Here is a 24,093-nt window from a genome sequence, read left to right on the forward strand (position 1 = left end):
GTTTCGTGCTGGCGCAAAGGCGGCTTCGAGAGGCGGAACGCGGTCGTCGCGACGGGTTGCGGGAGGACCCTGGAGCGAGCCCGGGCGTTAGTTCGGCGTGCAAGGCCCGGGCGCGTACCGGGCGGAGGGGGAGATGGGGATGATGGCCGAGGCGACGCCAACCTTGCCGAAGATGGATCCGAGCAGCCTGAACAGGTCGCTTCGCCGCAACATCGCGGCGCTGGAGGAGCGGCGCCGGGCGGAGGCGGCGGCCGCGACGCGGGAGGAGCGGATCGCGGGGGCGATCACGGCCTTCACCGGCAGCATGCGCTTCGTCTACCTGCACCTGGCCTTCTACGGGGCCTGGATCGCGGTGAATCTCGGGCTGGTGCCGGGGGTGCCGAAGTTCGACGAGTCCTTCGTGATCCTGGCGATGGAGGCCTCGGTGGAGGCGATCTTCCTCTCGACCTTCGTGCTGATCAGCCAGAACCGGATGGCGGCGGCGGCGGACAAGCGCGCGGACCTGGATCTGCAGATCAGCCTGCTGGCGGAGCACGAACTGACGAAGCTCTCGGAGGTGCTGGTGAAGATCGCGGAGCGGCTGGACGTGCGGGTGGCGGCCGACCCGGAGATCCAGGAGGTGGGGCGGAATGTCTCGCCGGAGGCGGTGCTGGACGAGATCGAGGCGCAGCAGGGGCGGTGACGCGCCCCTCAGGCGGCGAGTGGGTCCTCGAGGGCGGTGAAGTTTCCGCTGGCCTCGTCGAGCACGCAGAGGGTGCCGTCGGCCACGTCGAACCAGAGGCCGTGGAGGGAGAGCTCGCCCGCGGCTTCACGCGAGGCCAGCCAGGGGAAGGTCCGGAGGTTGGCGAGGGACTGACGGATGGCGGCGCGCTCCATCGTGGTCTGGTCCTGGAGCGGGTCCACGCCGTCGCAGGTCAGTGCGAGGCGGGTGGCGGGGGCGGCGATTTCCATCCACTGGGCCACGAAGTCGCCGTCGCGGATGTCCACCCCGTTGAGGTGGTTCTGGCGGAAGGCGTTGATGCCGCCGCAGGAGGCGTGGCCGCAGACGACGATGTGCTGGACCTTCAGCTGGCGTACCGCGAATTCGATGGCGGCCGAGGTGCCGTGGTAGTTCGCGTCCGGCTGGTAGGGGGGGACGAGGTTGGCGACGTTGCGGACCACCAGCATCTCGCCGGGGTCGGCGTCGAAGACGACCTCTGGCGCCACGCGGCTGTCCACGCAGGCGATCATGAGGGTGGTGGGCTGCTGGCCGGCCTCGGCCAGGCGCGCGTAGTGGTCGCGCTCCCGGCGGAAGCGGGTGTGGCGGAAGCCGCGATAGCCCTCCGCCAGGCGGGGCGGGATCGGGGCGGCCGGGCGGCTCATGCCGCGTAGGGCGGCTTGTGCAGGCCGGCGGGGGAGAGGGTGAAGATCTCGCAGCCGGTCTCGGTCACGCCGACCATGTGCTCGAACTGGGCGGAGAGGGAGCGGTCGCGCGTCACGGCCGTCCAGCCGTCGTCGAGCACCTTCACCTCGGGGCGGCCGGCATTCACCATCGGCTCGATCGTGAAGAACATGCCGGGCTTGAGGGTGGGGCCGTCGCCGGGGCGGCCGAAGTGGAGGATGTTCGGCGGCGCGTGGAACTTGCGGCCGACGCCGTGGCCGCAGAAGTCGCGCACGACGGAGAAGCGGTGCTTCTCCACGTAGGTCTGGATGGCGTGGCCGATGTCGCCGAGGGTGTTGCCGGGCTTCACGGCGGCGATGCCGCGCATGAGGCTCTCGTAGGTCACGTCCATCAGCAGGCGCGCCTTCGTGGAGGGGGTGCCCGCCACGTACATGCGCGAGCTGTCGCCGTGCCAGCCGTCGAGCAGGGGCGTCACGTCGATGTTGAGGACGTCGCCTTCCACCAGCACGCGGTCGCCGGGGATGCCGTGGCAGACGACGTGATTGATGCTGATGCAGGAGGACTTCGTGTAGCCGCGGTAGCCGAGGGTGGCGGGAACGGCGCCGTGCTCGACCATGAAGTCGTGGCAGAGCTGGTCGAGGGCGCCGGTGGTGACGCCGGGGCGGACATGGGGAGTGATCATGTCGAGGCATTCGGCCGCGAGGCGGCCGGCGCGGCGCATGCCCTCGAAATCCTCGGGCGCGTGGAGGGGGATGCGGCGGGATTCCCCGGCGGACTGGTCCATTCGCCGAAAATGCGCGCGCGATCCGGCGGTTGCAAGACGTGGTCGGCTCGCGCAGGGCGGGGTTGCGCAGGGCGGGAATATGCAGCGCCGAAAGGCGCGCGGCGGAGGTGGTCAGGACGCGAGGGCGGCCCTGACGGCCCTAGCCGCGAGCCCGGCGGTGGCGAGCAGGCGCTCGCGGCCCTGGCCAGCGCGCGCGGCGGTGGAAAGGCCGGTGAGGACGGCCACGACGTAGTCGGTCAGCGTCTCGGCCTGGGCGGGGTGGCGGGCGGCGATGAAGGCGCGGATCGCCTCGACGGCGGCGCTGTTCAGAGCGCCGGCGGCCTCCCGCGCAGTGGGGTCGTTGCAGCGTTGGCCTTCGAGCACGAGGCATCCGGCGGCCGCGGGGTCCGCGGCATTGGCGGCGTAGCGGTTCGCCGCTTCCTCGAGCAGGGCGGCCAGGGCTTCATCCACCGGGCGGCCGGGGCGGAGCAGTTCCTCCAGCGGCAGGCCGTTGCAGCGGCTGTAGCGCTCCAGCACGCGGGCGAAGAGGCCGGCCTTGCTGCCGAAGGCCGCGTAGAAGCTCGGGGGGTTGATGCCGAGGGCCTCAGTGATGTCCGCGACGCTGACGGCGTCGTAGCCGCGGGCGAGGAACATGGCCTGGGCCGTGGCCACGGCCATCTCGGGGTCGAACTTGCGGGGGCGGCCCCTTGGGCGGGGGGAGGGAAAATCTGTAGTCATCGATATAAAATGCCTTGACGGGCTCGGGCGGGAGTTTATGTAGCAGTCGCTATAGTTCAGATCAAGGAGAGGGCCAATGGCCGGAACGGATGGCAAGCGCGTGCTCGTGCTCGGCGGCAGCCGGGGGATCGGGGCGGCGATCGTGCGGCGCTTCGCGGCGGAGGGGGCGAAGGTGAGCTTCACCTACTCCGGCTCGCGCGAGGCGGCGGAGCGGCTGGCGGAGGAGACCGGCACCGTCGCCGCGCGGACGGACAATGCGGAGCGCAACGCGGTGATCGCGCGGGTGCGGGACAGCGGGCCGCTCGACGTGCTGGTGGTCAATGCCGGGGTGGCCATGCTCGGCGATCCGCTGGAGCAGGATCCCGACGAGGTGGACCGGATGTTTCGGATCAACGTCCACGCGCCCTATCACGCGGCGGTGGAGGCGGCGCGGCGGATGCCGGATGGCGGGCGCATCATCGTCATCGGTTCCGTGAACGGGGACCGCGTGGGGTTCCCGGGGGTGGCGGCCTACGCGCTCACGAAGTCGGCGGTGCAGGGGATGGTGCGGGGCCTGGCGCGGGACTTCGGCCCGCGATCGATCACGGTGAACGCGGTGCAGCCCGGGCCGGTGGACACGGACATGAACCCGGCGGACGGGCCGCTGCGGGATATGCTCTACGGCATGATGCCGATGAAGCGTCACGGGCGGCCGGAGGAGGTGGCGGGCATGGTGGCCTGGCTGGCGGGGCCGGAGGCGGGCTTCGTGACGGGGGCGATGCACACGATCGACGGCGGCTTCGGCGCCTGACGGATCGCCCCCTCCCGCGCCGAGTTGCGGGAGGGGGCTTCGCGCCGGGCGAGGGCGGGCGCAAAAAGGCCGCGGCGCAGGCGGCGGTGCCCGCCATCGGAGTGGGGGGCGCGTGTCGACAAGCTTGGACCCGGCGGAAGGCGTGGCCGCGGCGCCGGCGGACCCTTCGCCGCCGCGCAGTTCCCGGCTGGTGGCGCTGATCGTGGCGAGCGCGCTGCTGATGCAGAACCTCGATTCGAGCGTCATCGCGACGGCGCTGCCGACCATGGCGCGGGAGCTGGGGACGGAGCCGCTGCATCTCTCGGCGGCCATCACCTCCTATCTTGTGGCGCTGACCGTGTTCATCCCGGTCTCGGGCTGGGTGGCGGACCGCTTTGGGGCGAAGCGGGTCTTCATGGTGGCGATCGCGGTGTTTGCCTTTGCCTCGATGCTCTGCGGGCTCTCGCGGGGTTTAGGGGAGCTGGTGGCGGCGCGGGTGCTGCAGGGGCTGGGGGGCGCCATGATGGTGCCGGTCGCGCGGCTGCTGCTGATGCGGCGGATCCGGCCGGACGAGATGGTGCGGGCGACGACCTGGCTTTCGATGCCGGGGCTGCTGGGGCCGATCCTCGGGCCGCCGATCGGCGGGCTGCTGACGGACAATGTTTCCTGGCGCGCGGTGTTCTGGATCAACCTGCCGATCGCGGCGATCGGGCTGCTGATGGTCTGGCGCTTCGTGCCGGCTTCGGACGAGGCGCGGCCGCCGCGGCTGGACCTGGTGGGGGTGACGCTGATCGGGGCCTCGCTCGCGCTACTCATGTTCGGGGCGGAGACGGTGGGGCGGGGGGTGGTGCCGGAATGGCTCCCGGTGCTCGGCTTCGCCCTCGGCGTGGCGCTGGGCTGGGCGGCGGTGCGCTGGGCACGGCGGGCGCCGCATCCGGCGCTCGACCTCGGGCTGTTCTCCATTCCGACCTTCGCGGTGGGGGTGGGGGCGGGGAGCCTGTTCCGGGTGGGGGCGGGGGCGGCGCCCTTCCTGCTGCCGCTGTTCCTGCAGCTCGGCTTCGGGGCCTCGGCGACCGTTTCCGGGCTGGTGACGCTGGCGACGGCGCTGGGCGCCTTCACGATGAAGCCGATGACGACCTCCGCGCTGCGGCGCTTCGGCTTCCGCAACGTGCTGACCTGGAACGCGGTGGTGGTGGCGGTGACGCTCGCGGCCTGCTCGGCCTTCGATCCGTCCTGGCCGCTCCCGGCGGTGTTCATCGTGCTGGCGGCGGGGGGGCTGGCGCGGAGCCTGCAGTTCACGGCCTCCAACGCCATGAGCTACGTGGATATCCCGGCGGGGAAGCTCTCGGCGGCGACCTCCATCGCGGGGACGGCGCAGCAGCTCTCGATGGCACTGGGGGTGACCTGGGGGGCGTCCTGGCTGGCGGCCTCCGCTGCGCTGGCGGGGCGGGCGGAGCCGGGGGTGCCGGACTTCGCGATGGCCTTCCTCGGGGCGGCCTTGCCGCCGCTGCTGGCGGCGCCCTTCGCTGCGCGGCTGCCGCAGGATGCGGGGGCGGCGGCCTCGGGGCATGGGAGGGCCGGGGCAACGCGGGGTTGAAGGGGCGCGCTGCCCGGATTTCTCCGCGAGCCTACTGAAACATTCACGGATCCTGTGCGAGGCTGAGGGCGGAAACAGTCCAGGCCGGGTGATGCCCATGCGCGTGCTTCGTCTTCTCGCGGTCCTGCTCGCGCTCGCGGTGGCGGTGCCCGGCATGGCCGGGGCGCAGGATCTCGGGATGCCCGGGCTCTCGGCGGAGGCCTCGCGCTACGCCGCCTCGCTGTCGCGGCGCTTTCCGGCGGGAGGCACGCCCCAGCAGCGGACGGCGGCGGAGGCGCGGGCGGCGCAGGCGGAGGGGCGTGGGGACTGGCCCGCCGCGGCCTCAGCCTGGGAGGAGCGGCTGGGCATGGGGAGCGTGCGGCCCGAGATGTGGCTGTCGCTCGCCCGGGCGATGATGGCGCGGGTGCCGCCCGACCCGGTGAAGGCGCTCTCGGCCGCGCGGATGAACTTCGACCTTGTCGGCGCGGGGGAGCCGGAGGTGGCCGCGCTGCGGGTGATGGCCGATGCGCTGCGGGCGCAGGAGCGCTGGGCGCTGGCCATCGGCGTGCTGGAGGCGGTGGTGGAGCGGCTTCCGGGTGATGCGGCGGCGCGCACGCAGTTGGCGGATGTGCGGCGGGCGGCGGGGATGATGCTGCGGCGCGTGCGGACGGAGCCGGAGGCCGAGCCGGCGCGGGCCTGCCTTTCCTTCACCGTGGCGCCCCAGCATGGCGGGCGCTGGCAGCCGGAGGACTGGGTGCGGACGGAGCCGCCGATCCCCGGGCTCGCGGTGACGCGGGAGGATGACGGGATCTGCGTGGCGGGGCTGCCCTGGGGGCGGCGGACGCGGCTGGTGCTGCGCGCGGGGCTGCCAGGGGAGGACGGGGCGAACCTGCGGGCCGACCTGCCGGTGGAGGTGGCGATGCCCGACCGGGCGGAGCGGATCGCCTTCGACCAGCGCGCCTTCATCCTGCCGCGCGGGGCCGCGCCGCGGGTCTCCGTGGCCACGATGAACGTGGAGCGGCTGCAGATCCGGCTCGTGCGGGTGAGCGAGCGGAACCTCGTGCCGATGACGCGGGACACGCGGCTCGGGGAGGCGATGAGCGGGTATCAGGCGGAGGAGCTGCCGGACTCGCGCGGGCGCGTGGTCTGGGAGGGGACGGCCGAGGTGCCGCGCTTCCAGCGCAACGCGACGCAGCGGACGGTGCTGCCGCTGCCGGAGGCGCTGACGGGATCGGGGCCGGGGTTGTTCGTGCTGCTGGTGCGGAACGCGGCGGAGGCGAGCGGGTCCGGCAATACCGTCGCGCTGCCGATCATGGCGACGGATATCGGGCTGATGGCCTGGCGCGGGAGCGAGGGGCTGGCGGTGCAGGCGCGGGGCCTGGGGGATGCGCGGCCGAAGGCGGGGGTGCGGGTCGCGCTGATCGCCCGGAACAACGACGTGCTGGCGGAGGCGGATTCGGACGCGGAGGGGGTGGTGCGCTTCGCGGGGCCCTTGCTGCGGGGCGAAGGGGGCGTGGCGCCGGTGGCGCTGCACGCGCAGCAGGGGGAGGATCTGGTTTCGCTGGACCTGGAGGCGGCCTCCTTCGACCTCTCGGACCGGGGGGTGACGGGGCGGGATTACCCGGGGCCGGTGGATGCCTTCATGTGGCTCGACCGCGGGGTCTACCGGCCGGGGGAGGTGGTTCGGCTCTCGCTGCTGCCGCGGGATTCGGCGGGGCGGGTGGTGGACCTGCCGATCCGGCTGCGGCTGAAGCGGCCGAACGGACAGGTGGCGGCGGAAGCGGTGCCGGAACGCGGGCCGGAGGGGGTGGTGCTCTGGGCGCCGCAGCTCTCGGCGGGGGCGCCGGCGGGGGGGTGGACGATTGAGGCGCTGGTCGATCCGAACCGGCCGCCGATCGCGAGCATCGCCTTGCAGGTGGATGCCTTCGTGCCGGAGCGGCTGGAGGTGAAGGCCGGGCCCGCGCCGGGGCCACTGGTGGCGGGGGCGCCGCTGGTGCTGCCGGTGGAGGCGCGCTTCCTCTACGGCGCGCCGGGGGCGGGGCTGACGGGAGCGGCGGAGATGCGGCTTTCCGTCGATCCGGAGCCGTTCGAGGCCTGGAAGGGTTGGCGCTTCGGGTTGGCGGAGGAGCCCTTCGACGGCGGGTTGCAGAGCTTCGACATCGGGGAGACGGACGCGCAGGGGCGTGGATCGGTCTCGCTGACGCTGCCGAACCTGCCGGATACGTCGCGGCCGCTGCGGGCGGAGGTGACGGTGACGATGGCCGAGCCGGGCGGGCGGGGGAGCAAGGGGGTGGCGGGAGTGCCCGTGCGGTCGGCCTCGCCCTTCGTGGCGCTGCGGCCAGCCTTCCGCGACGGGAGCGTGGATGACGGCGCGGAGGCGGCGGTGGAGGCGGCGCTGGTCTCGCCGACCGGAGAGGCGCTGGCCGGGCGGCTGCGGGCGCGGCTGGTGCGGGAGCGGCCGAGCTGGCGGCTGGCGGTGATCAACGGGATGGCGCGCTACGAGACCGTCTGGCGGGACGAGCCGGTGGATGCGGCCGAGCTGACGGTGGCGCCGGGGCGGCCGGGCCGCTTCGCGCGGCGGGTTGGGTTCGGGCGGTATCGGCTGGAGGTCTCGCAGGAGGGCGGGATGGCGATCGCCACGATCCGGTTCCGCTCGGGCTGGACGGGGTCCGAGGATCCGGCGGTGCCGGACAAGGTCGATGTTGCGGCGGACCGGCGGGCCTACGGCGCCGGAGAGGTGGCGCGGCTGCGGGTGAGCCCGCCCTTCGCCGGGCGGGCGAGTGTCGCGGTGCTGACGGATCGGGTGCTCTCCGTGCTGGACATCGACGTGCCCGCGGGCGGGGCGGAGGTCGAGGTGCCGGTCGAGGCCGGCTGGGGGCCGGGGGCCTGGGTTGCGGTGACGGTGTTCCGGCCGGGGGAGACCGCCGCGCAGGGCGGGGCGCTGCCGCGGCGGGCGATCGGGCTGGCCTGGATCGGGCTCGACCCGGCGCCGCGGACGCTGGAGGTGGCGATCGAGGGGGAGAACCTGCTTCGTCCGGGGCGGCGGGTGGAGGTGCCGGTCCGGGTGGGGAATGCGGCGGGGTCGGCCTGGCTGACGCTGGCGGCGGTGGATGAGGGAATCCTGCGGCTGACGCGGTTCCGTTCGCCGGAGCCGGTGGCGCATTTCCTCGGGCGGCGGAAGCTGGGGCTGGATATCCGGGACGATTACGGGCGGCTGATCGGGCCGGCGGAGGGCGAGCCGACGCTGCTGCGCCAGGGCGGCGACGACAATTTCAACACGGCGGGGGTGCAGCCGCCGCAGCGGATCGTGGCGCTGTTCTCCGGCGTGGTGGCGGTGGGGGCGGATGGGCGCGCGGCGGTGCCGCTGGAGCTGCCGCCCTTCAACGGTGAGCTGCGGCTGATGGCGGTGGCCTGGTCGGGGGAGCGGGTGGGGTCGGCTTCCAGGCCGGTCACGGTGCGGGACCCGGTGGTGGCGGAGGCCTTGTTGCCTCGGTTCCTTGCGCCGGGGGATGAGGCGCGGTTGCCGGTGCTGCTGCACAATCTCGATCTTGGTGGCGGGGGCGTGCGGGCGACGGTGACGGTGGAGGGGCCGCTCTCGGTGGAGGGCGGTTCGGGCCTGGGCGGGGAATTGGCGCAGGGGCAGCGGGCGCTGCCCTTTGCCACGCTGCGGGCGACCGGGGCGGGCGAGGGGGTGGTGCGCGTGGCCGTCACTGGGCCCGGTGGGTATTCGGCGGATCATGAGAGTCGGATCACGTTGCGCTCGCCGCGGCCGCTGGCGCGGGAGGTGGCGGTGTCCTCGCTACCGGTGGGGGGAGCGGCGCAGGTGGGGCCGGATCTTTCGCGCTTCTACGCGGGCACGACGGTGGTGCGGGCGAGCTGGGGGCAGCCGGTGCGCTACGATCCGGCGGCGCTGATGCGGGCGAATGTCGATTTTCCCTTCGCCTGCGCGGAGCAATCGGCGAGCCGGTTGCTGTCGCTTGTCGGGTTCGAGGGGGAGCCGGAGCGGGACGCAAAGTTGCAGCGATCCGTCGCGCAGTTGCTCGACAAGCAGCGGTATGACGGGAGCCTCGGGCTCTGGTCGGCCAATGGGGAGGCGGATGCCTTCGTGACCGCCTATGGGGCGGAGGTGCTGCTGCGGGCGCGGGCCGCGGGGGTGACGGTGCCGGAGGCGCCGATGGAGGCTCTGCTGCGGAGCATCCGGGAGGAGGCGGACAATGCCTCCACTTCTGAGCCGATCGAGCGGGCGGCGCAGGCCTATCGGATGCACGTGCTGGCCATGGCCGGGCGCGGGCTGCCGGGGGCGGCGCGGCGGTTGTTCGAGGAGTTGGACAAGCTGCCGACGCCGCTGGCCAAGGCGCAGCTCGGCGCGGCCTTCGCGCGGATGGGGGACGTGGCGCGGGCGGAGGAGGCCTTCGCGCAGGCGCTGGCGGCGCCCTCGCGGCGGGTCTGGCACGCGGATTACGGCAGCGCGGCGCGGGATTCCCTCGCGGTGACGCTGCTGTTGAAGGAGAGCGGCGTTCTCGCGGGGCGGATGGCGGAGGCGGTCGGGCGGGTGCCCGGGGCGGAGCTGACGCCGGAGACGGCCTCCACGCAGGAGGCGGCCTGGGGGGTGGTGCTGGCCTCGGCGCTGGGACGGGATGGGCGGCCGGTTCGGCTCCTCCTGGCCGGGCGGCCGCTGGGGGTGGCGCCGGTGGTTTCCGCCGTGGTCGAGGGGCGGGCGGAGGTGCGGAACCTCGGAGACCGGGTGGTGCCGCAGGCGGTTTCCGTAAGCGGGCTGCCGGTGCAGGCGCCCTCGGCCGGGCGGCAGGGGATGCGGATCGCGAGGCGGTTCTTCAACCCGGATGGGTCGGCGCTGAACCTCGATACGCTCGGGCAGAACGGGGTGTTCCTGATGCAGGTGGAGGCGCGGGCGGAGACGGGGGAGACGCACCGGGCGATGGTCCAGCAGGGGCTGCCGGCGGGGTGGGAGATCGTCGGGCGGCTGGCCGAGGGGGAGGTGGCGGGGATGCCGTTCCTCGGCGAGTTGACGGCGGCGGAGGCGTTTCCGGCGCTGGACGACCGCTTTGCCGCCGCCGTGACGCTGACGCCCGAGGCGCCGGTGGCGCGGTTTGCCGTGCGGGTGCGGGCGGTGACGGCGGGGCGCTTCGAGCTGCCGGGGGCGGAGGTGCGGGACATGTACCGTCCGGGGATCTTCGCGCGGCAGAACACGGGGCGGGTGGTGGTGGCGCCGGTGCCCTGATGCGCGGTGATGGCGGATGGACATCGGCGGGCTAGGGGGCGGCCTAGGGGAATGGGCCTGGGCCCGGCACCACAACGTGCTGAGCTGGTATGTGCGGCCGCTTTTCCTGCTGCCCTTCTGCTTCTTTGCCTGGCGGCGAAGCGGCCTGGGCATCGCGGCGACGCTGGTTGCCCTGGCGACGAGCATGGCCTGGTTCCCGGTGCCGGCCGAGGTTTCGCCAGGGGTGAGGACGATGCTGGCGGCTGAGCGGGACTACCTTCTCGGGCCATGGACGGCGTGGAAGCTGGCCCTGGCGCTGCTTGTGCCGTTGGCCCTCGCGGCGCTGGGTGCCGCCTTCTGGTGGCGTGCCTGGCGGTTCGGGCTGGTGGTGCTCAATGCCATGGCGCTCGCGAAGATCGGGTGGACCTTTGCCTTCAGCCCTGTGCAGGGCGCCGTCGCGCATCTTCTCCCCGCGGCGGTGGGGATGGTCCTGGTCAATGCCGGCTTGCTGCTCGGGCTGCGGTTCCGGCGCTCGGTGGGCACCGGCGGCCGCGCCAGGAGGTGACGCGGCGCGGCGTTTGCTTGCCGTTGCACCCGGTGAGCATGGAGGGTGCGATGAGCGCGACGATGGTGGGGCCCGCACCGCGGAATGGGGCAGCGCCCAAGCCGCGGGAGATGATGCATCTCAACACGCGCTCCGACGCGCGCGGGGCGGCGCGGGCGGCGGTGCATCTCGGGCTGATCGTGGCGAGCGGGGTGCTGGTCGCGGTCTCGCCGTGGTGGCTGGTGGTGCCGGCGATGGTGCTGGCCGGGGTGGTGCAGGCGGCGCTTTTCGCGCCGCTGCACGAGACCTGCCACTACACGGCGTTCAAGTCGCGGCGGGTGAACGCGGTGGTGGGGTGGCTGGCGGCGCTGCCGGCGCTGCGGAACTGGCATTTCTACCAGCAGTTCCACCTTGCGCATCACAGGCACACGCAGGACCCGGAGCATGATCCGGAGTTGTCGCCGCCGCCGCCGGGGGACTTCCCGGCCTATGTCTATCGCGTTGTCGGGGTGCCTTACTGGCGGGCGCAGCTGACGGTCTGGGCGCGGGGGTGGCGGGGGGATCTCTCGGCCTATTCGTTCATTCATCCGGCCTCGGCGCCGCGCGTGGTGGCGAGCATCCGGGCAGGTTCGGCGCTGACCGTGGTGCTGGCGGTGGCGGCGGGGCTGGCCTTCGGGTGGTCCTCGGTGCTGCTCTTCTGGGTGGGGCCGCAACTGCTGGGGCAGCCCTTGCTGCGGCTGTATCTGCTCACGGAGCACACGGGCTGCACCGAGGATGCCAACGGGCTGACCAACACGCGCACGATGCTGACGGCGGCGCCGGTGCGGCTGCTGATGTGGGAGATGCCTTTCCACGCGGAGCATCACCTCTATCCCTTCATTCCTTTTCACCGGCTGCGGGACGCGCATGCGGTGCTCAGGGATCGGCTGGCGCATGTCGGGACCGGCTATGCGGCCTGGCATGTCGAGCACGTGCGGGAGTTGCGGCGGGTGGGGCGGGGTTAGGGCGCCCCGGAGGCCCGGGGAACGCGGCGAACGGGGTAAGCCGCGGCAAGGCGGCGTTGTTTGCTCGGGGCCGAACTCGGCGTGGTTGCCGTGGGCCAGGGCGAAGGGAACGCTCCGGCCTGGGTTGCCGGCGGGCCATCGGCACCTGCCGTGACGAAGGGATGGCGGACACAGCCCGCCCGGTCGCTGGCGACGGCTCGGTGCCGGGAGTGGACCGCACGCCGCCTTGCCCATCGTACCGGAGGCGGAGGTCCGTGCGCGGCGAGGCGTCTCCCGGAACCGGTGCTGGAGGGTAAGCGGGCGTAGCCGCGCAGGGGCGAGGGGGCGCGGCTCGCTCCTATCATCCTGCCGCCGTTCGCGGGGAGGACGCGGTCCCTGCTGGAAGGGGGCATGAAAGCCCTGTCCCGGAGCCCGCGCCGGGGTTACAGGAAGGGACGGCCGGGCTGCCCCGTTGGGCGGTGCACGGCCTTGAGCGGCAACCGCCCGGAGTCACCTTGTCCCAACACGTCAGCAGCGGCATCGACGCGATCGGCGGCATGCCTTGGGGCACGCATTTCTGCCAGTTTTACGAGACGGCGGGGGACCTCGCCGAGACGCTCGTGCCCTACTTCAAGGCAGGCCTCGATGCCGGCGAGCGTTGCATGTGGGTCACGGCCGAGCCGCTCCGGGCCGGCGACGCCACGGACGCGCTGCGGGCCGCCGTTCCCGACCTCGACCGCCGCATCGCGCGGGGCGACATCGAGATCATCGACTACGACCGCTGGTACGGCATGCTCAGCGGCAAGGCCGGCGCGGATGCCGTGCTGGAGGGCTGGCTCCGGCGCGAGGCCGAGGCCCTGGAACGCGGCTATCCCGGGCTGCGGGTGACGGGGAACACCCATTTCGTCGAGGCGCAGGATTGGGAGTCCTTCGCCGAGTACGAGGGGAAGGTGAACGCCTGCTTCTGCGACCACCGGATCGTGACGATCTGCAGCTACTGCACCCGGCGCTGCGATGCGGGCCAGGTGCTCGACGTCATCCAGAACCACGAGTTCGCCCTTGCCCGACGCCGCGGCACATGGGCGATGGTCGAGAGCAGCTCCGTCAAGCAGGCGAAGGCGGCGCTCGCCCGGGCGAATGCGGAGCTGGAGGGGCGCGTCGAGAAGCGGACGGCGGACCTCAGGAAGGCCCTCGCCGAGAAGGACGTCCTCCTGAAGGAGGTGCACCACCGGGTGAAGAACAACCTCCAGGTGGTCGCCGCGCTCGTCCAGATGCGGGCGAGGCAGTCCAGCGATGCCTCCTGGCGGGAGGCGCTTGCCGAGACGCTCCGGCGCTTGAAGGCCATGAGCCTCGTGCACGACCAGCTCTACAACGGCGTCGACACGGGCGGCATCAACTTCGCCTCCTATCTTCGCTCCCTCGCCGAGGCGACGTTGTCGAGCTACGGGCTGACGGAGGGGGTGGAGATCGAGGTCGCGCCCTCCGACGACCTCGTGGACATCAACACGGCGGTGCCGCTCGGCCTTGCCGCCGCGGAGGCCCTGACGAACGCCCTGAAGCACGGCTTTCCGAATGGCCGTCGGGGGCAGGTCTGGATGGCGTTCCGCGCCCCGCGCGACGGGGCGGACGGGGAACTCGTCATTCGCGACGATGGCGTTGGCCCGCCCGACCCGATGCCGGCTCGTCCACGAGGCGCGGGCCTCTTCCTCGCCTCGGCGCTCGCGGGGCAAATCCGCGGGCGCGTGTCGCTGACGCGGGAGAGGGACACGGTCTGGCGGCTCACCTTCCCGCAAGCGGCGCGGCGGGAGGAGGGCGAGGACGGGGTCGCCGATGGCGCTCCGGCGCACGGGGTTCACTGACGACCGGATCGACGCGCCGTCCCGTGCGGGGGTGGCCGGGTAAGCCCCGGCCGTGCCCCGCGGTGGCGGGGCGGTCATCGAGACGACGGGGGGGCGAGCCTGGCTATCCCCGTTCCGGGGATTTGAGCGTCTGGGCCAGGACGCCGCCGCCGATGACGAGGAGGGCGCCGAAGAGGCTGCCGGGCGTCGGCATGGCGTGCAGGACGACGGCGTCGAGCGCCATGGCCCAGAGCAGCCCGGAGAACTGCCAGGGCGCCAGGCGCGATGCTTCGCCCCGGTGCAGGGCCGCCGCGATGCTCGCCAGGGCGGCGGTCTGGACGGCGGTCACGAGCACGATCAGCCCGGCCGCCACGGTGCTGACGGGGTGCCAGCCGGCGGCGACCGGCACGGCCAGCAGGACGACGCCGACGAGGGCGACCTGCATGATCGTGTCGAGCGTGGTGGCGACGTCGCGGAGGCGGCGGATGAGGATCTGGTAGACGGCGTAGGTGAGCGCGCCGGCGAAGGCCGCCGCGATGCCGAACAGGCTCGCTTCCCCGCCCGGCTTCACGATCAGCAGCATGCCGGCGAAGCCGACCAGTGTCCCGAGCCAGCGGCCGAGCGAGACCTTCTCCCGCAGGAAGAGGCCGCCGAGCAGGGCGAGCAGGAGGGGCGCGGTGAAGCCGAGGGCCGAGGCGGCGGTGACGGAGAGGAGGGTGTAGGCAAGCACCGCGAGTGCGTTCGAGATGACGAGCGCCGCCGCCGCCGCCCTCTGCTGCCACGCTCCCTCGGGCCGGAACAGGCGGCGCCACGTCATGCGGTTCCCGGGCCAGGCGGTTGCGGCCAGGCCGACGAGAAGGATGACGACGCAGCGGAGGAAGGTGACCTGAAGGGGGCTCAGGCCGTGATCGGTGACCAGGATCCTGGAGAGCGCGTAGCCGAGGACGTAGAGGAGCCCGGAAAGGACGGTGAGACCGATGGCGGTCGAGGTCATCGAGCCCTGGTGGGAGTTCGTGCCCGTCTTCAGCGCGTCCAAGCCATTCTCTCCACCCCTTCGGGATCAGCTCGGTGCTGCGCCGTCACGGCGGCACCCCAGGCTTGGATAAGCACGGAGGGGATGCCGGGTTGTCCGCTGCTTTCGGCCGGGCTTGGCCCTCCGGGGGGCAGGCACCGTTGGGGGCGAATGGGGCGGTTGCACCCTCTTGCGGTGATGCGGCCCGGTCAGGGTTTGCTCTGGAGCGTGTTACGGACCTAACGAGCGGTCGTGCGGGCGGTCAGCGGCAGGGCCGCTTTGGGTGGGAAGCGGATCTACGAGCGTGCCGTCCATGCCGTCTTCGGAAGGGGGGCAGGCCCGGTGGCGATCCACCATGGAGATGATGTTGCGGCACAGTTCCTCCGTCGCCTCCCCCGCCGCGATCTCACCGCGCGCCGCTGCATCGGAGACGGCGTCCGCCGCTCCCAACATCGCCCAGAGGCTTGCCAAGGTAAGCCTTCCACCCCCGGCGAACGGCTCGAGCACGCGGCGGCACTTCGCGATGAAGTCCGTCTGGTAGCCTCGCTTCAGGGCGTCCATCCCCGGGGCACCAGCCAGCGCGGCCGCCACGCCGGGGATCTCCTGTCCCTGCGTCAGGACGCATCTTACGTAGGCCGAGGCGATGACCTCCGCCCGCTCCGCTAGGCTGGGGCTGCAGGCCGCTAGCGCGGCGTCAAGGGCGGCATTCTGGAGGGCGTCGTAGTGGCGGTACAGCGCGACGAGGAGGCCATCGCGCGTGCCGAAGTGGTCGTAGACCACGGGCTTGGTCACGCCGGCCTCCTGGGCCAGCCGCCCCAGGGTCAGCGCATCCGTCCCTTCCTCCCGAACGAGGCGCTGGGCCGTATCGATCAGCTGTGCCTGCCGCTCCTCGCGGGACAGGCGGCGACGAGCCGGAGAGTGGGCAATCCCGGGGTGAGGTGAGCTTGACATCTTATGTACCATTAGTAGGTTACCGTTAGTATATCGAACCACCACTCCTTCGCAAACCTGTGCCGAGGTCTCTCATGCACGCCCTCATCGTCACCTCACACCCTGATGCATCCTCATTCACCCACGCGGTCGCCCACCAAGTGGCCAAGGGCTTCGGAGGGGAGCCGGGGCGTACGACCGAGATGGCCGATTTGGCGGCCGAGGGCTTCGACCCACGCTTCAGCGCGGCAGATCGCGCGTTCTTCAACGGCCACGCTCACGCCGCGGCCGATGTCCTGGCCGAGCAACGTCGCATCGACCGGGCCGACCTGCTGGTGCTTGTTTATCCCGTTTACTGGTGGTCCATGCCCGGGCTGATGAAAGGGTGGATAGACCGCGTCTTCACCCAGGGCTGGGCCTACGACGACGCGTCCGAAGGGCCGACCGTGAAAAAGCTCGGCCGCTTATCCGTGCAACTCGTCGGCATCGGCGGTGCGGACGGAGGAACCTATGCGAGGCACGGCTACACGGATGCCATGCGGACGCAGATCGATCATGGGATCTTCGGCTATTGCGGCGCCCCCGTGGTCGGATCGGACATCCTGCTGAGCGTCGATGCCCCTGCCAGGGAGAAGGCGCTGCGCCGTGCCGCCGAGATCGGCAGGAACCTTGCTGAATCCGTCTTCCCCGGCCCTGGCGCGTCGAACCGGTTAGGGTCGGTACCGGCGGGAGGGGGCGAAGCCACCTTTCGTCCTCCCGCAACCGCCGGTCAGGTCCGCACCACCCTCTAGGCCGGGCTGATGAGCGGGAGCCAGGCGGCGATGGCGGGGGGCGGGGTTCCGGCATCGCGGATGTCGTAGAGGCCGGCGGCGCCGAGTTGGATGCGGCAGACGGTGAAGGCCTGGCGGGGCGCGCGGCTGTTGTCGGTGAGGATGGCGGCGTCGGCGACGCGGAGCGCCTCGGCGATGGCACGCTGGGTGCGGGGGAAGCGGCGGCGGAGGGTGGGTTCGTCGACCCCGTGGCCGCCCGCGGCCACGCGGGTCTGGACGCGGAGGATGGAGAGGTCCGCGCTTTCCAGGCCGACGAAGATCAGCAGCACGAAGTAGCCGGCGCGCTGCATGTCGCGGATGAGGTCGATCTTGGAGGCGGTGGTGCCGTCCGGGCGGGGCTGCCAGTGGGAGAAGACGGTCTCCATGGCGAAGGGGACCTTCGCGCCCATGGCCTGGGCGACGAAGGCCTGCACCCCCTGTTGCGCGACGGCCATCCAGCCGCGGTCGGTGTCGCGGAGCGTCGCGGCCCAGGGAGTGAGGTGGCCGTCCGGGCCGGGCTCGGGGAGGATGGAGAGCATCAGGCGGTCGGCATTGACCAGTGGGATGCGGAGGCGGTCTGCCAGCAGGCGGTACCAGAGGGTGGACTTGCCTGAGCCGTTATGGCCGGCGAGGACGACGGCGAGCGGCTTTCTTGTCCGGGCCTGGGCGAGGCGGACGAGCTCGGTGGCGGCCCGGAGCGAGGTCAATCAGGCTCGTCAATCGGTGACGGTGAAGCGGCCGTTCTCGAGGACGCCGCGCTCGGTGCGGCCGTTGAGCCGGCGGAGGTAGCGGCCGGGGCAGTCGGGGTCCGCCTCGAAGAGGGGGACGTTCTTGCGGGCGGGGAGGCGGATGCCGGGGCGGGCCAGGCGGTCGCCGGCGCGGCGGAGGGCCTCGGTGCTGGCCTCCACGTTGCTTTCCACCTCGGCGCGGGCGGGCTTGCGGGTGGTGACGGTGGCGGTGCCGAAGGTGACGCGGGTGCCGCCGGGTTCGCGGCGGATCTGGGTCGCGCGGGGCGGGCGCGGCGGGGCCTTCGCCGGCTTCGGCGTGGACGATGCTGCCTGGGGGTGCATGTCCGTGGGGGGCATGGCGGGAAAGATAGCGATGGGCGGGGTGCGGTGCCAGGGGCGTGGTGCCAGGGGCGTGGTGCCAGGGGCGTGGTGCCGGGGGCGTGGTGCCGGGGGCGTCTGGTTGGGGCGGTGTCGCGCGGAAATCTTTGCGGAGGCGGGGCGGCTGCGCGAGGCTGCGGGCCGGGCATCGGGGCGGCGGGCGTCGCGCGGTGCGGGAGGAAGGACGGCCATGGCCGAGAGCGCGATCCGCTTCATGGACGGCGGCGCCTATGAGCGGTCGATGGGGGTGTGGAGCCGGATGGCGGGGGAGGTGTTCCTCGACTGGCTGGCGCCCTCGACAGGAATGCGGTGGGTGGATGTGGGCTGCGGCAGCGGGGCGTTCACGGAGCTGATCGTGGAGCGATGCGCGCCCCTGGCAGTGGAGGGGGTGGATCCCTCGGAGGAGCAGCTTCTTTTTGCGCGGGGGCGGCCGGCGGCGCGGCTGGCGCGGTTCGGGCGGGCGGATGCGATGGCGCTGCCATTCGAGAAGGCGCGCTTTGACGCGGCGGTCATGGCCCTCGTGATCTTCTTCGTGCCGGAGCCGGCGCGGGGGGTGGCGGAGATGGTGCGGGTGGTGCGGCCGGGCGGGCTGGTCGCGGCCTATGCCTGGGACATCCTCGGCGGCGGGTTTCCCTACACGCCCGTGCAGGTGGCGCTGCGCGAGATCGGCGTGGTGCCGCCCTTTCCGCCGAGCGTGGAGGCCGCCGGCACCGAGGCGCTGCGCGGGTTGTGGGAGGAGGCGGGTCTGGTCGGGGTGGAGACGCGGGAGATCCGCGTGCGGCAGCGATTCGCGGATTTCGAGGCCTATTGGGCGACGGTGCTGATGGCGGGGAGCGTATCGCAGCCGCTGGCGGGGCTGGGAGCGGCGGAGCTGGAGCGGGTGCGGCAGGGGGCGCGGGCGCGGCTGGTGGAGGCGGATGGAGGCCTTGTCTGGGAGGCGCGGGCGAACGCGGTTCGCGGGACCGTGCCGGAATAGGCGGGGTGGAGGGAGCGGCGGCCGAGGGCGGGCAGGCGGGGCGGGGCGGAGGCGCCCGCCCGTTGCCGCGTGCGGCGCGGATCGGGCTGGCGCTGGGCGGCGCGGTGGCGCTGCTGCTCGGGGTGCTGCTGGTGCTCGACCGGGTGTTTCCGCCGGATCTGTCGCGGCTGGAGGCGGTCGGGCGGGTGGTGGTGGACCGGGAGGGGCGGGTGCTCTCGGCCCTGCCGGCGCCGGGCGGGGTCTGGCGGCTGCCGGTTTCGGCGGAGGAGGTGCCGCGGGTGCTGGTGGACCTGTTGATGGCGGCGGAGGACCGGCGGTTCCGCTGGCACTTCGGCGTCGATCCGATCGCGGTGGCGCGGGCGGCGGTGGGGTGGGCGCGGGCGGGGCGGGTGGTCTCGGGCGGGTCCACGCTGTCGATGCAGGCGGCGCGGTTGCTGGAGCCGCGGCCGCGGACGCTGCGGAGCAAGGTGATCGAAGCCTTCCGGGCGGTGCAGCTGGAGTGGCGGCTTGGGAAATCCGGGGTGCTGCGGGCCTGGCTGACGCTGGCGCCGATGGGGGGGAACCTGGAGGGGGTTCGGGCGGGGGCGCTCGCCTGGTTCCGGCGGCCGGTTGAGCGGGTGGGCGTGGCGGAGGCGGCGCTGCTGGTGGCGGTGCCCCGGCGGCCGGAGGCGCTCCGGCCGGACCGGCATCCTTCGGCAGCGCTGGCGGCGCGGGATGCGGTGCTGCGGCGGCGCGGGGCGGCGGCGCTGCCTGAGGTGGAGCGGGTGGCGGCGCTGGCGGAGGCGGCGCCCTCGGCGCGGCGGGCGATGCCAGGGTTGGCGCCGCATCTGTCCCGTGAGGTGGCGCGGGGGGCGGCCGACGTGGTGCGGACGACCCTCGATGCCGGTTTGCAGCGGGGGATGGAGGGGTTGGCGGCGGAGGTGCTGGCAGCGCTGCCGGCGCGGGGGTCGGTGGCGATCGTGGTAGCGGACCTGAGGACGCGGGAGGTGCGGGCGCTGGTCGGCGGGGACTGGCTGGCGGAGGGGCGGGCGGGGGCGATGGACCTGACGCGGGCGGTGCGCTCGCCGGGCTCGTCGCTGAAGCCGCTGCTCTATGCCATGGCCTTCGAGCGGGGGCTGGCGCGACCCTCCAGCGTGATGGAGGACCTGCCGCGGCGCTTCGGGGACTGGGCGCCGGAGAACTACGCGCGGGGGTTCTCGGGGCGGGTGACGGCGGCGGAGGCGCTGCGGCAGTCGCTGAACCTGCCGGCGGTCGCGCTGATGGAGGCGCTGGGGCCGATCCGCTTCGCCTCCTCGCTGAAGGCGCTGGGGGCGGTGCCGCGACTGCCGGCGGGGGCGGGGGCGGCGCTGCCGCTCGCGCTGGGGGGTGTCGGGATCACGCTGCGGGAGCTGGTGGGGGTGACGGCGGCGATCGGGGACGGCGGGCGGGCGGGGGCGCTGCGGGTGGTGCCGGGGGTGGCGACTGCCGCGGAGCCGGTGGTGCGGCCCTGGGCGGCGGAGATGGTGGCGGGGATTCTCGTGCAGGGGTTTCCGGGCGGTGGGCCCGCGGGCGTGGGGTGGAAGACAGGGACCTCCTGGGGCGGTCGGGATGCCTGGGCCGTGGGGTTCGACGCGCGGCACGTGGCCGGCGTCTGGGTGGGGCGGCCGGACGGGACGGCGATTCCGGGGGCGACGGGGCGTTCGCTCGCGCTGCCGGTGCTGGCGCGGGTGTTCGGCGTGCTGCCTTCGGTGCCGCGGGCGGGGGCGGAGGAGCGGGTGGCGGCCCTTGGCGGCGGGCCGCGGGCGGTCGATGGGCTGCGGCTGTTGTTTCCGCCGGCGGGGGCGGTTGTCGAGGAAGGGGCGGTGACGATCCGCGCCGCCGGGGGGCAGCGGCCGCTGGTCTTCCTCGTGGACGGCGTGCCGCTGGCCTCCGGCGCGGCGCGGCGGGAGGTGGGCTGGGTGCCGCCGGGGCCGGGATTTTATCGCGTGACGGTGCTGGACGCGACGGGGGCGGCGGTGAGCGCGCCGGTTCGGGTGCGGGCGGGGGAGTAGGGTTCGCGCCCTCTCCGCCCGCCCGGGGCGGGATCAGGAATCGGGGGTCAGGAGTCGTGGGGGAGGCGGATGATCGCCTCGATGTAGTCGGAGGCGACGACGAGGCCCGCGCCGCCGCCGCGGTCGAAGCGGCCGAGCAGGTCGAGCACGTTTTCCTCCAGCCGCGATTGCGTGTCGGGGTCGAGCGCCTGGAAGGCTTTGTGCAGGGGGCCGTAATAGCTGCGGAAGACCTCCAGCCAGTGGGCGGCCGAGCGGTAGCGGAAGTGGAAGACCCTCGGCGTGACCTCGACCGATGCGCCGGGGAAGAGCTCCCGCAGCCGCTCCTCGGTGCCCCAGAGGGCGGGGGAGCGGACCCCCGCCGGGGGCGGGAGGAAGGTGCCGAGCAGCTTGAAGAGCTGGCCGACGAAGCCGGCAGGCGTCCAGTTTGCCAGGCCGATGCGGCCGCCGGGGCGGCAGACGCGGCGCATCTCGGCCGCGGCCTTCTCTTGGTCCGGCGTGAACATGACGCCGAAGGTGGAGAGCACCACGTCGAAGTGCGCGTCGGCGAAGGGCAGGGCCTCGGCATCGGCGACCTCGAAGCGGATGGGCAGGCGGTTCGCCTCGGCGCGCAGGCGGCCCTGGTCGAGCAACTCGGGCACGTAGTCCGATGAGGTGACGGTGGCGAAGCGGCGGGCGGCGGCGAGGCTCGCATTGCCGTTGCCGGCGGCGATATCGAGGACGCGCTCGCCGGCGCGGAGGTCGAGCGCCTCGCAGAGGCTCTCGCCGACGATCTGTAGGGTGGAGCCGATGAGGGCGTAGTCGCCGGAGGCCCAGGTGCCGCGCTGTCGTGCCTTCAGCGCGGCGAGGTCCGGGGTGGCGGGGGTGGGTTCGCTGGGCATGGGCAGGATCCAATCCATTTCGAGATTGTTACCGCTCGGCCATCTTGACATGTGGATCGCCTGTCAGGGTGACACGTTCCTGCGATTCTTCGGCCGTTCCCCGGTGCCGCCAGGCGCTGCCCTGCGCCTCCGGTTCAGGTCATCCGGTCCAGCGTGCCGTCGCGGCGGACATACTGGTCATAGAGCGCGCCGGTGACGTGGAGCGCGATCATGCCGAGGAGGACCCAGCCGGCGACGGCATGGATGCGGGTGAGGGTTTCCGCGAGGGGCACGTTCTTGCCGACGGGGTCGGGCAGGGGGATGAGGCCGTAGAGCTTTACGGGAAAGCCCCAGGCGTTGGTCGCGACGAAGCCGACGACGGGCATGGCGAGGAGCCAGGCGTAGAAGGCAGCGTGGTTGGCGCGGGCGAGGATGCGCATGGGGGCGGGCATGTCGGCGGGGAGCGGGGGCGCGGGGTGGCCGATGCGCCAGGCGAGGCGGAAGAGGGTGAGGGCCAGGATGGTCAGGCCGATGCTCTCGTGGATGTCGTAGAGGGTGTATTTCGTGGCCTCGTCCTTGGGGGCGGCGTGGGCGATGGTGAGGCCGAGGGCGGCGCCGGCGAGGACGAGGAGAGCGGTCAGCCAGTGGATGGCGCGCGAGGTCGCGTCGTAGCGCGCGGGGTGGAGGGTGCCTGAGGCGTGGCTCGCGGACATGAGCGGCTCCTCTGCTCCCCCCATGAGATGACGGCGCGGGCGGGTTCCTCAATCATTTCCCACGGGGATTTCCCGCGGGCTCAGGTGAGGGGCGGGGCGATGAATTCCTGGAAGGCGGGGCGTTCCTCGAGGCGCGCGTACCAGGCGGCCATGCGCGGCAGGTGCGGCCGGTCCGGCAGGTCGATGCCGTACCAGCGGCGGGCGTAGGAGCCGAGGGCGATGTCGGCGAGGGTGACGTTGGGACCTTCGACGAAGGGCAGGTCGTGGGAGAGGTAGCCGTCCACGATCGTCCAGAGCTTGCCGGTGGATTCCGCGGAGGCGGCGATGGCGTCGGTGTTGCGCTTCTCGGGCGGGGTGCGGACCATGCCCCAGAAGAGGTCGCGCTCGGAGGGCTGGAGGGTGGAGAGGGTCCAGTCGAGCCAACGGTCCACGCGGGCGCGCTCCACCGCGGCCTCGGGGTAGAGGAGGGCGGCGGCGGCGCGGGGGTCGGTCTCGATGCCGCGCAGCGCGAGGTAGCGCATGATGGCGTTCGATTCCCAGAGGACGAAGTCGCCGTCCTGCAGGGTGGGCACGCGGCCGTTGGGGTTGAGGATGCGGTAGGCGGGGGTGTCCACCTGGCCGTACTGCATGCCGGCGTCGATCCGCTCGAAGGGGAGGCCGAGCTCGCGCGCGCACCAGAGGACCTTCTGCACGTTCACGGAATTCGCGCGGCCCCAGATCTTGAGGCGCGCGGGTTTGTGGCTGGGCATGGCTGCCCCCTCCTCTCTCAGGCGGCGGCGTCCGCGGGCAGGTCGAAGGCCTGGGGATAGCCGAAGAGGCCGACCGCGCCGCCGGTGTGGATGAAGACGACGTTCTCGCCGGGCTTGAAGTGGCCGCGGCGGACGAGGTCGATCAGCCCGGCCATGCCCTTCCCGGAATAGACGGGGTCGAGGAGGATGCCCTCCTTCTCCGCGACGAGCTTCACGGCGTCGGCCATGCCCTGGGTGGGGATGCCGTAGCCCTGGCCGACGTAGTCGCAGTTCGCGCGCACGTGCTCGGCGCGGATCGTGCCGGGGGGGAGGCCGAGGTGGTCGGCGGTGCGCTGCGCGAGAGCGAGGACGCTGGCCTCCTGCTTCTCGCGCGGGGCGCGGACGCCGATGCCGAGGACGGGGATGCCGCTGTTGAGGCCGACGAGGCCGGCGACGAGGCCGGCCTGGGTGCCGGCGCTGCCGGTGGCGTGGACGACGTGGTCGATGCGGAGCCCCATGTCGGAGGCTTGCGTCACCAGTTCCTGCGCCGCGTTGACGTAGCCGAGGGCGCCGATGGCGGTGGAGCCGCCGCCGGGGATGACGTAGGGGCGGCGGCCTTCGGCGCGGTACTTATCGGCGAGCGCCTCCATCTCGGCCTGCATGTCCGCGCCGCCGGGGCGGCGGGAGACCTTCGCGCCGTGGAGCTTGTCCATCATGACGTTGGCGGACTGCGTGTAGGCGGCGTCGGTGTAGCCGGTGCGGTCCTCCAGCAGGAGGTGGCAGTCGAGGCCGAGCTTGGCGGCGGCGGCCGCGGTCTGGCGGGCGTGGTTGGACTGGGTGGCGCCCTGGGTGATGACGAGGTCGGCGCCCTGGTTGCGGGCGTCGGCCATCAGGAACTCGAGCTTGCGCGTCTTGTTGCCGCCGGTGGAGAGGCCGGTGCAGTCGTCGCGCTTGACCCAGAGGTTGGGGCCGCCATCGGGGCCGGCGAGCGCGCGGGAGAGGTTCTCCATCGGCTCCAGCGGCGTGGGCATGTGGCCGAGGCGGATGCGGGGGAAGCGGGCGAGATTCATTCTTGGGTAGCCTTGCCGGGACGTGCTGGCGGCCAGGGTAGGACGGATCGGG

General features: G+C 73.0%; 21 protein-coding genes. 10 read left to right on the forward strand and 11 right to left on the reverse strand.

Going from position 1 to position 24,093, the window contains the following annotated elements; translation table 11 throughout:
- Positions 1-133: 133 nt before the first annotated feature.
- On the forward strand, positions 134-682 hold the full coding sequence (locus BO39_RS00840) for a DUF1003 domain-containing protein (RefSeq protein ID WP_245614875.1): 549 nt from the start codon (positions 134-136) through the stop codon (positions 680-682).
- An 8-nt stretch (positions 683-690) separates the two neighbouring features.
- Here BO39_RS00840 and BO39_RS00845 read toward each other — a convergent pair whose 3' ends face one another.
- The 3 genes from BO39_RS00845 to BO39_RS00855 form a co-directional block, all read right to left on the reverse strand.
- Entirely contained in the window at positions 691-1,362 is a 672-nt protein-coding gene (locus BO39_RS00845; protein WP_043829097.1) for a carbonic anhydrase, read from the reverse strand.
- Positions 1,359-2,165, reverse strand: coding sequence for a type I methionyl aminopeptidase (gene map, locus BO39_RS00850; RefSeq protein WP_043829099.1), 807 nt, complete (start codon positions 2,163-2,165; stop codon positions 1,359-1,361). Before map ends, BO39_RS00845 begins: the two co-directional genes overlap by 4 nt.
- Before the next feature lie 111 nt (positions 2,166-2,276).
- Complete coding sequence (locus BO39_RS00855) at positions 2,277-2,882, reverse strand: TetR/AcrR family transcriptional regulator (RefSeq protein ID WP_043829101.1); 606 nt, start codon at positions 2,880-2,882, stop codon at positions 2,277-2,279.
- Between the two features lie 76 nt (positions 2,883-2,958).
- Between BO39_RS00855 and bdcA the strand changes: the two genes are divergently transcribed.
- The 6 genes from bdcA (at position 2,959) to BO39_RS29525 (ending at position 13,831) form a co-directional block, all read left to right on the forward strand.
- On the forward strand, positions 2,959-3,672 hold the full coding sequence (bdcA, locus tag BO39_RS00860) for an SDR family oxidoreductase (protein WP_043829103.1): 714 nt from the start codon (positions 2,959-2,961) through the stop codon (positions 3,670-3,672).
- 112 nt (positions 3,673-3,784) lie between these two features.
- Complete coding sequence (locus BO39_RS00865; protein WP_245614877.1) at positions 3,785-5,248, forward strand: MFS transporter; 1,464 nt, start codon at positions 3,785-3,787, stop codon at positions 5,246-5,248.
- A 97-nt stretch (positions 5,249-5,345) separates the two neighbouring features.
- Entirely contained in the window at positions 5,346-10,466 is a 5,121-nt protein-coding gene (locus tag BO39_RS34890) for an alpha-2-macroglobulin family protein (RefSeq protein WP_156963350.1), read from the forward strand.
- Between the two features lie 16 nt (positions 10,467-10,482).
- Positions 10,483-11,010, forward strand: a complete 528-nt coding sequence (locus BO39_RS33550; protein WP_052401262.1) for a hypothetical protein — start codon at positions 10,483-10,485, stop codon at positions 11,008-11,010.
- 50 nt (positions 11,011-11,060) lie between these two features.
- A complete protein-coding gene (locus BO39_RS00880; protein ID WP_169742711.1) occupies positions 11,061-11,993 on the forward strand; it encodes a fatty acid desaturase in 933 nt (310 codons plus the stop codon).
- Between the two features lie 494 nt (positions 11,994-12,487).
- Positions 12,488-13,831 (forward strand): sensor histidine kinase, encoded by a 1,344-nt coding sequence (locus tag BO39_RS29525; RefSeq protein ID WP_052401264.1) that lies wholly within the window; start codon positions 12,488-12,490, stop codon positions 13,829-13,831.
- Positions 13,832-13,934: 103 nt separating this feature from the next.
- Here the strand turns inward: BO39_RS29525 and BO39_RS00895 are convergent, their stop codons facing one another.
- Together BO39_RS00895 and BO39_RS00900 are read right to left on the reverse strand one after the other, a co-directional pair.
- Positions 13,935-14,846: a DMT family transporter gene (locus BO39_RS00895; protein ID WP_043829107.1), complete on the reverse strand. Its 912-nt coding sequence runs from the start codon at positions 14,844-14,846 to the stop codon at positions 13,935-13,937.
- Between the two features lie 207 nt (positions 14,847-15,053).
- Entirely contained in the window at positions 15,054-15,773 is a 720-nt protein-coding gene (locus tag BO39_RS00900; RefSeq protein WP_084697792.1) for a TetR/AcrR family transcriptional regulator, read from the reverse strand.
- 74 nt (positions 15,774-15,847) lie between these two features.
- Here BO39_RS00900 and BO39_RS00905 point away from each other — a divergent pair, with 74 nt between their 5' ends.
- Positions 15,848-16,543 carry an NAD(P)H-dependent oxidoreductase gene (locus BO39_RS00905; protein WP_084697737.1) on the forward strand — a complete coding sequence of 232 codons (696 nt, stop codon included), beginning with the start codon at positions 15,848-15,850 and terminating at the stop codon, positions 16,541-16,543.
- On the opposite strand, the gene BO39_RS00910 is transcribed toward BO39_RS00905, so the two are convergent.
- Positions 16,540-17,268 carry an ATPase gene (locus tag BO39_RS00910; RefSeq protein WP_043829109.1) on the reverse strand — a complete coding sequence of 243 codons (729 nt, stop codon included), beginning with the start codon at positions 17,266-17,268 and terminating at the stop codon, positions 16,540-16,542. The genes BO39_RS00905 and BO39_RS00910 overlap by 4 nt on opposite strands.
- A gap of 9 nt (positions 17,269-17,277) precedes the next feature.
- Entirely contained in the window at positions 17,278-17,883 is a 606-nt protein-coding gene (locus BO39_RS32355; RefSeq protein WP_156963352.1) for a hypothetical protein, read from the reverse strand.
- On the opposite strand from BO39_RS32355, the gene BO39_RS00920 reads away from it, so the two are divergent.
- The gene (locus BO39_RS00920) at positions 17,858-18,643 is read left to right on the forward strand and encodes a class I SAM-dependent methyltransferase (RefSeq protein WP_043829111.1); all 786 of its coding nucleotides are present in this window, start codon (positions 17,858-17,860) and stop codon (positions 18,641-18,643) included. The genes BO39_RS32355 and BO39_RS00920 overlap by 26 nt on opposite strands.
- A 5-nt stretch (positions 18,644-18,648) precedes the next feature.
- Positions 18,649-20,673 (forward strand): penicillin-binding protein 1C, encoded by a 2,025-nt coding sequence (gene pbpC / locus BO39_RS00925; RefSeq protein ID WP_156963354.1) that lies wholly within the window; start codon positions 18,649-18,651, stop codon positions 20,671-20,673.
- Positions 20,674-20,720: 47 nt separating this feature from the next.
- Here pbpC and BO39_RS00930 read toward each other — a convergent pair whose 3' ends face one another.
- The 4 genes from BO39_RS00930 to cuyA all read right to left on the reverse strand — a co-directional run bounded on the left by BO39_RS00930 (position 20,721) and on the right by cuyA (position 24,041).
- On the reverse strand, positions 20,721-21,551 hold the full coding sequence (locus BO39_RS00930) for a class I SAM-dependent methyltransferase (protein WP_043829698.1): 831 nt from the start codon (positions 21,549-21,551) through the stop codon (positions 20,721-20,723).
- Between the two features lie 134 nt (positions 21,552-21,685).
- A complete protein-coding gene (locus BO39_RS00935) occupies positions 21,686-22,243 on the reverse strand; it encodes a cytochrome b (RefSeq protein WP_043829115.1) in 558 nt (185 codons plus the stop codon).
- 80 nt (positions 22,244-22,323) lie between these two features.
- Positions 22,324-22,992 carry a glutathione S-transferase family protein gene (locus BO39_RS00940; protein ID WP_043829117.1) on the reverse strand — a complete coding sequence of 223 codons (669 nt, stop codon included), beginning with the start codon at positions 22,990-22,992 and terminating at the stop codon, positions 22,324-22,326.
- 17 nt (positions 22,993-23,009) lie between these two features.
- Positions 23,010-24,041: a D-cysteate sulfo-lyase gene (gene cuyA, locus BO39_RS00945; RefSeq protein ID WP_043829119.1), complete on the reverse strand. Its 1,032-nt coding sequence runs from the start codon at positions 24,039-24,041 to the stop codon at positions 23,010-23,012.
- Positions 24,042-24,093 lie beyond the last annotated feature (52 nt).

Source organism: Roseomonas aerilata DSM 19363, assembly GCF_000711725.1.
GTDB lineage: Bacteria > Pseudomonadota > Alphaproteobacteria > Acetobacterales > Acetobacteraceae > Roseomonas > Roseomonas aerilata.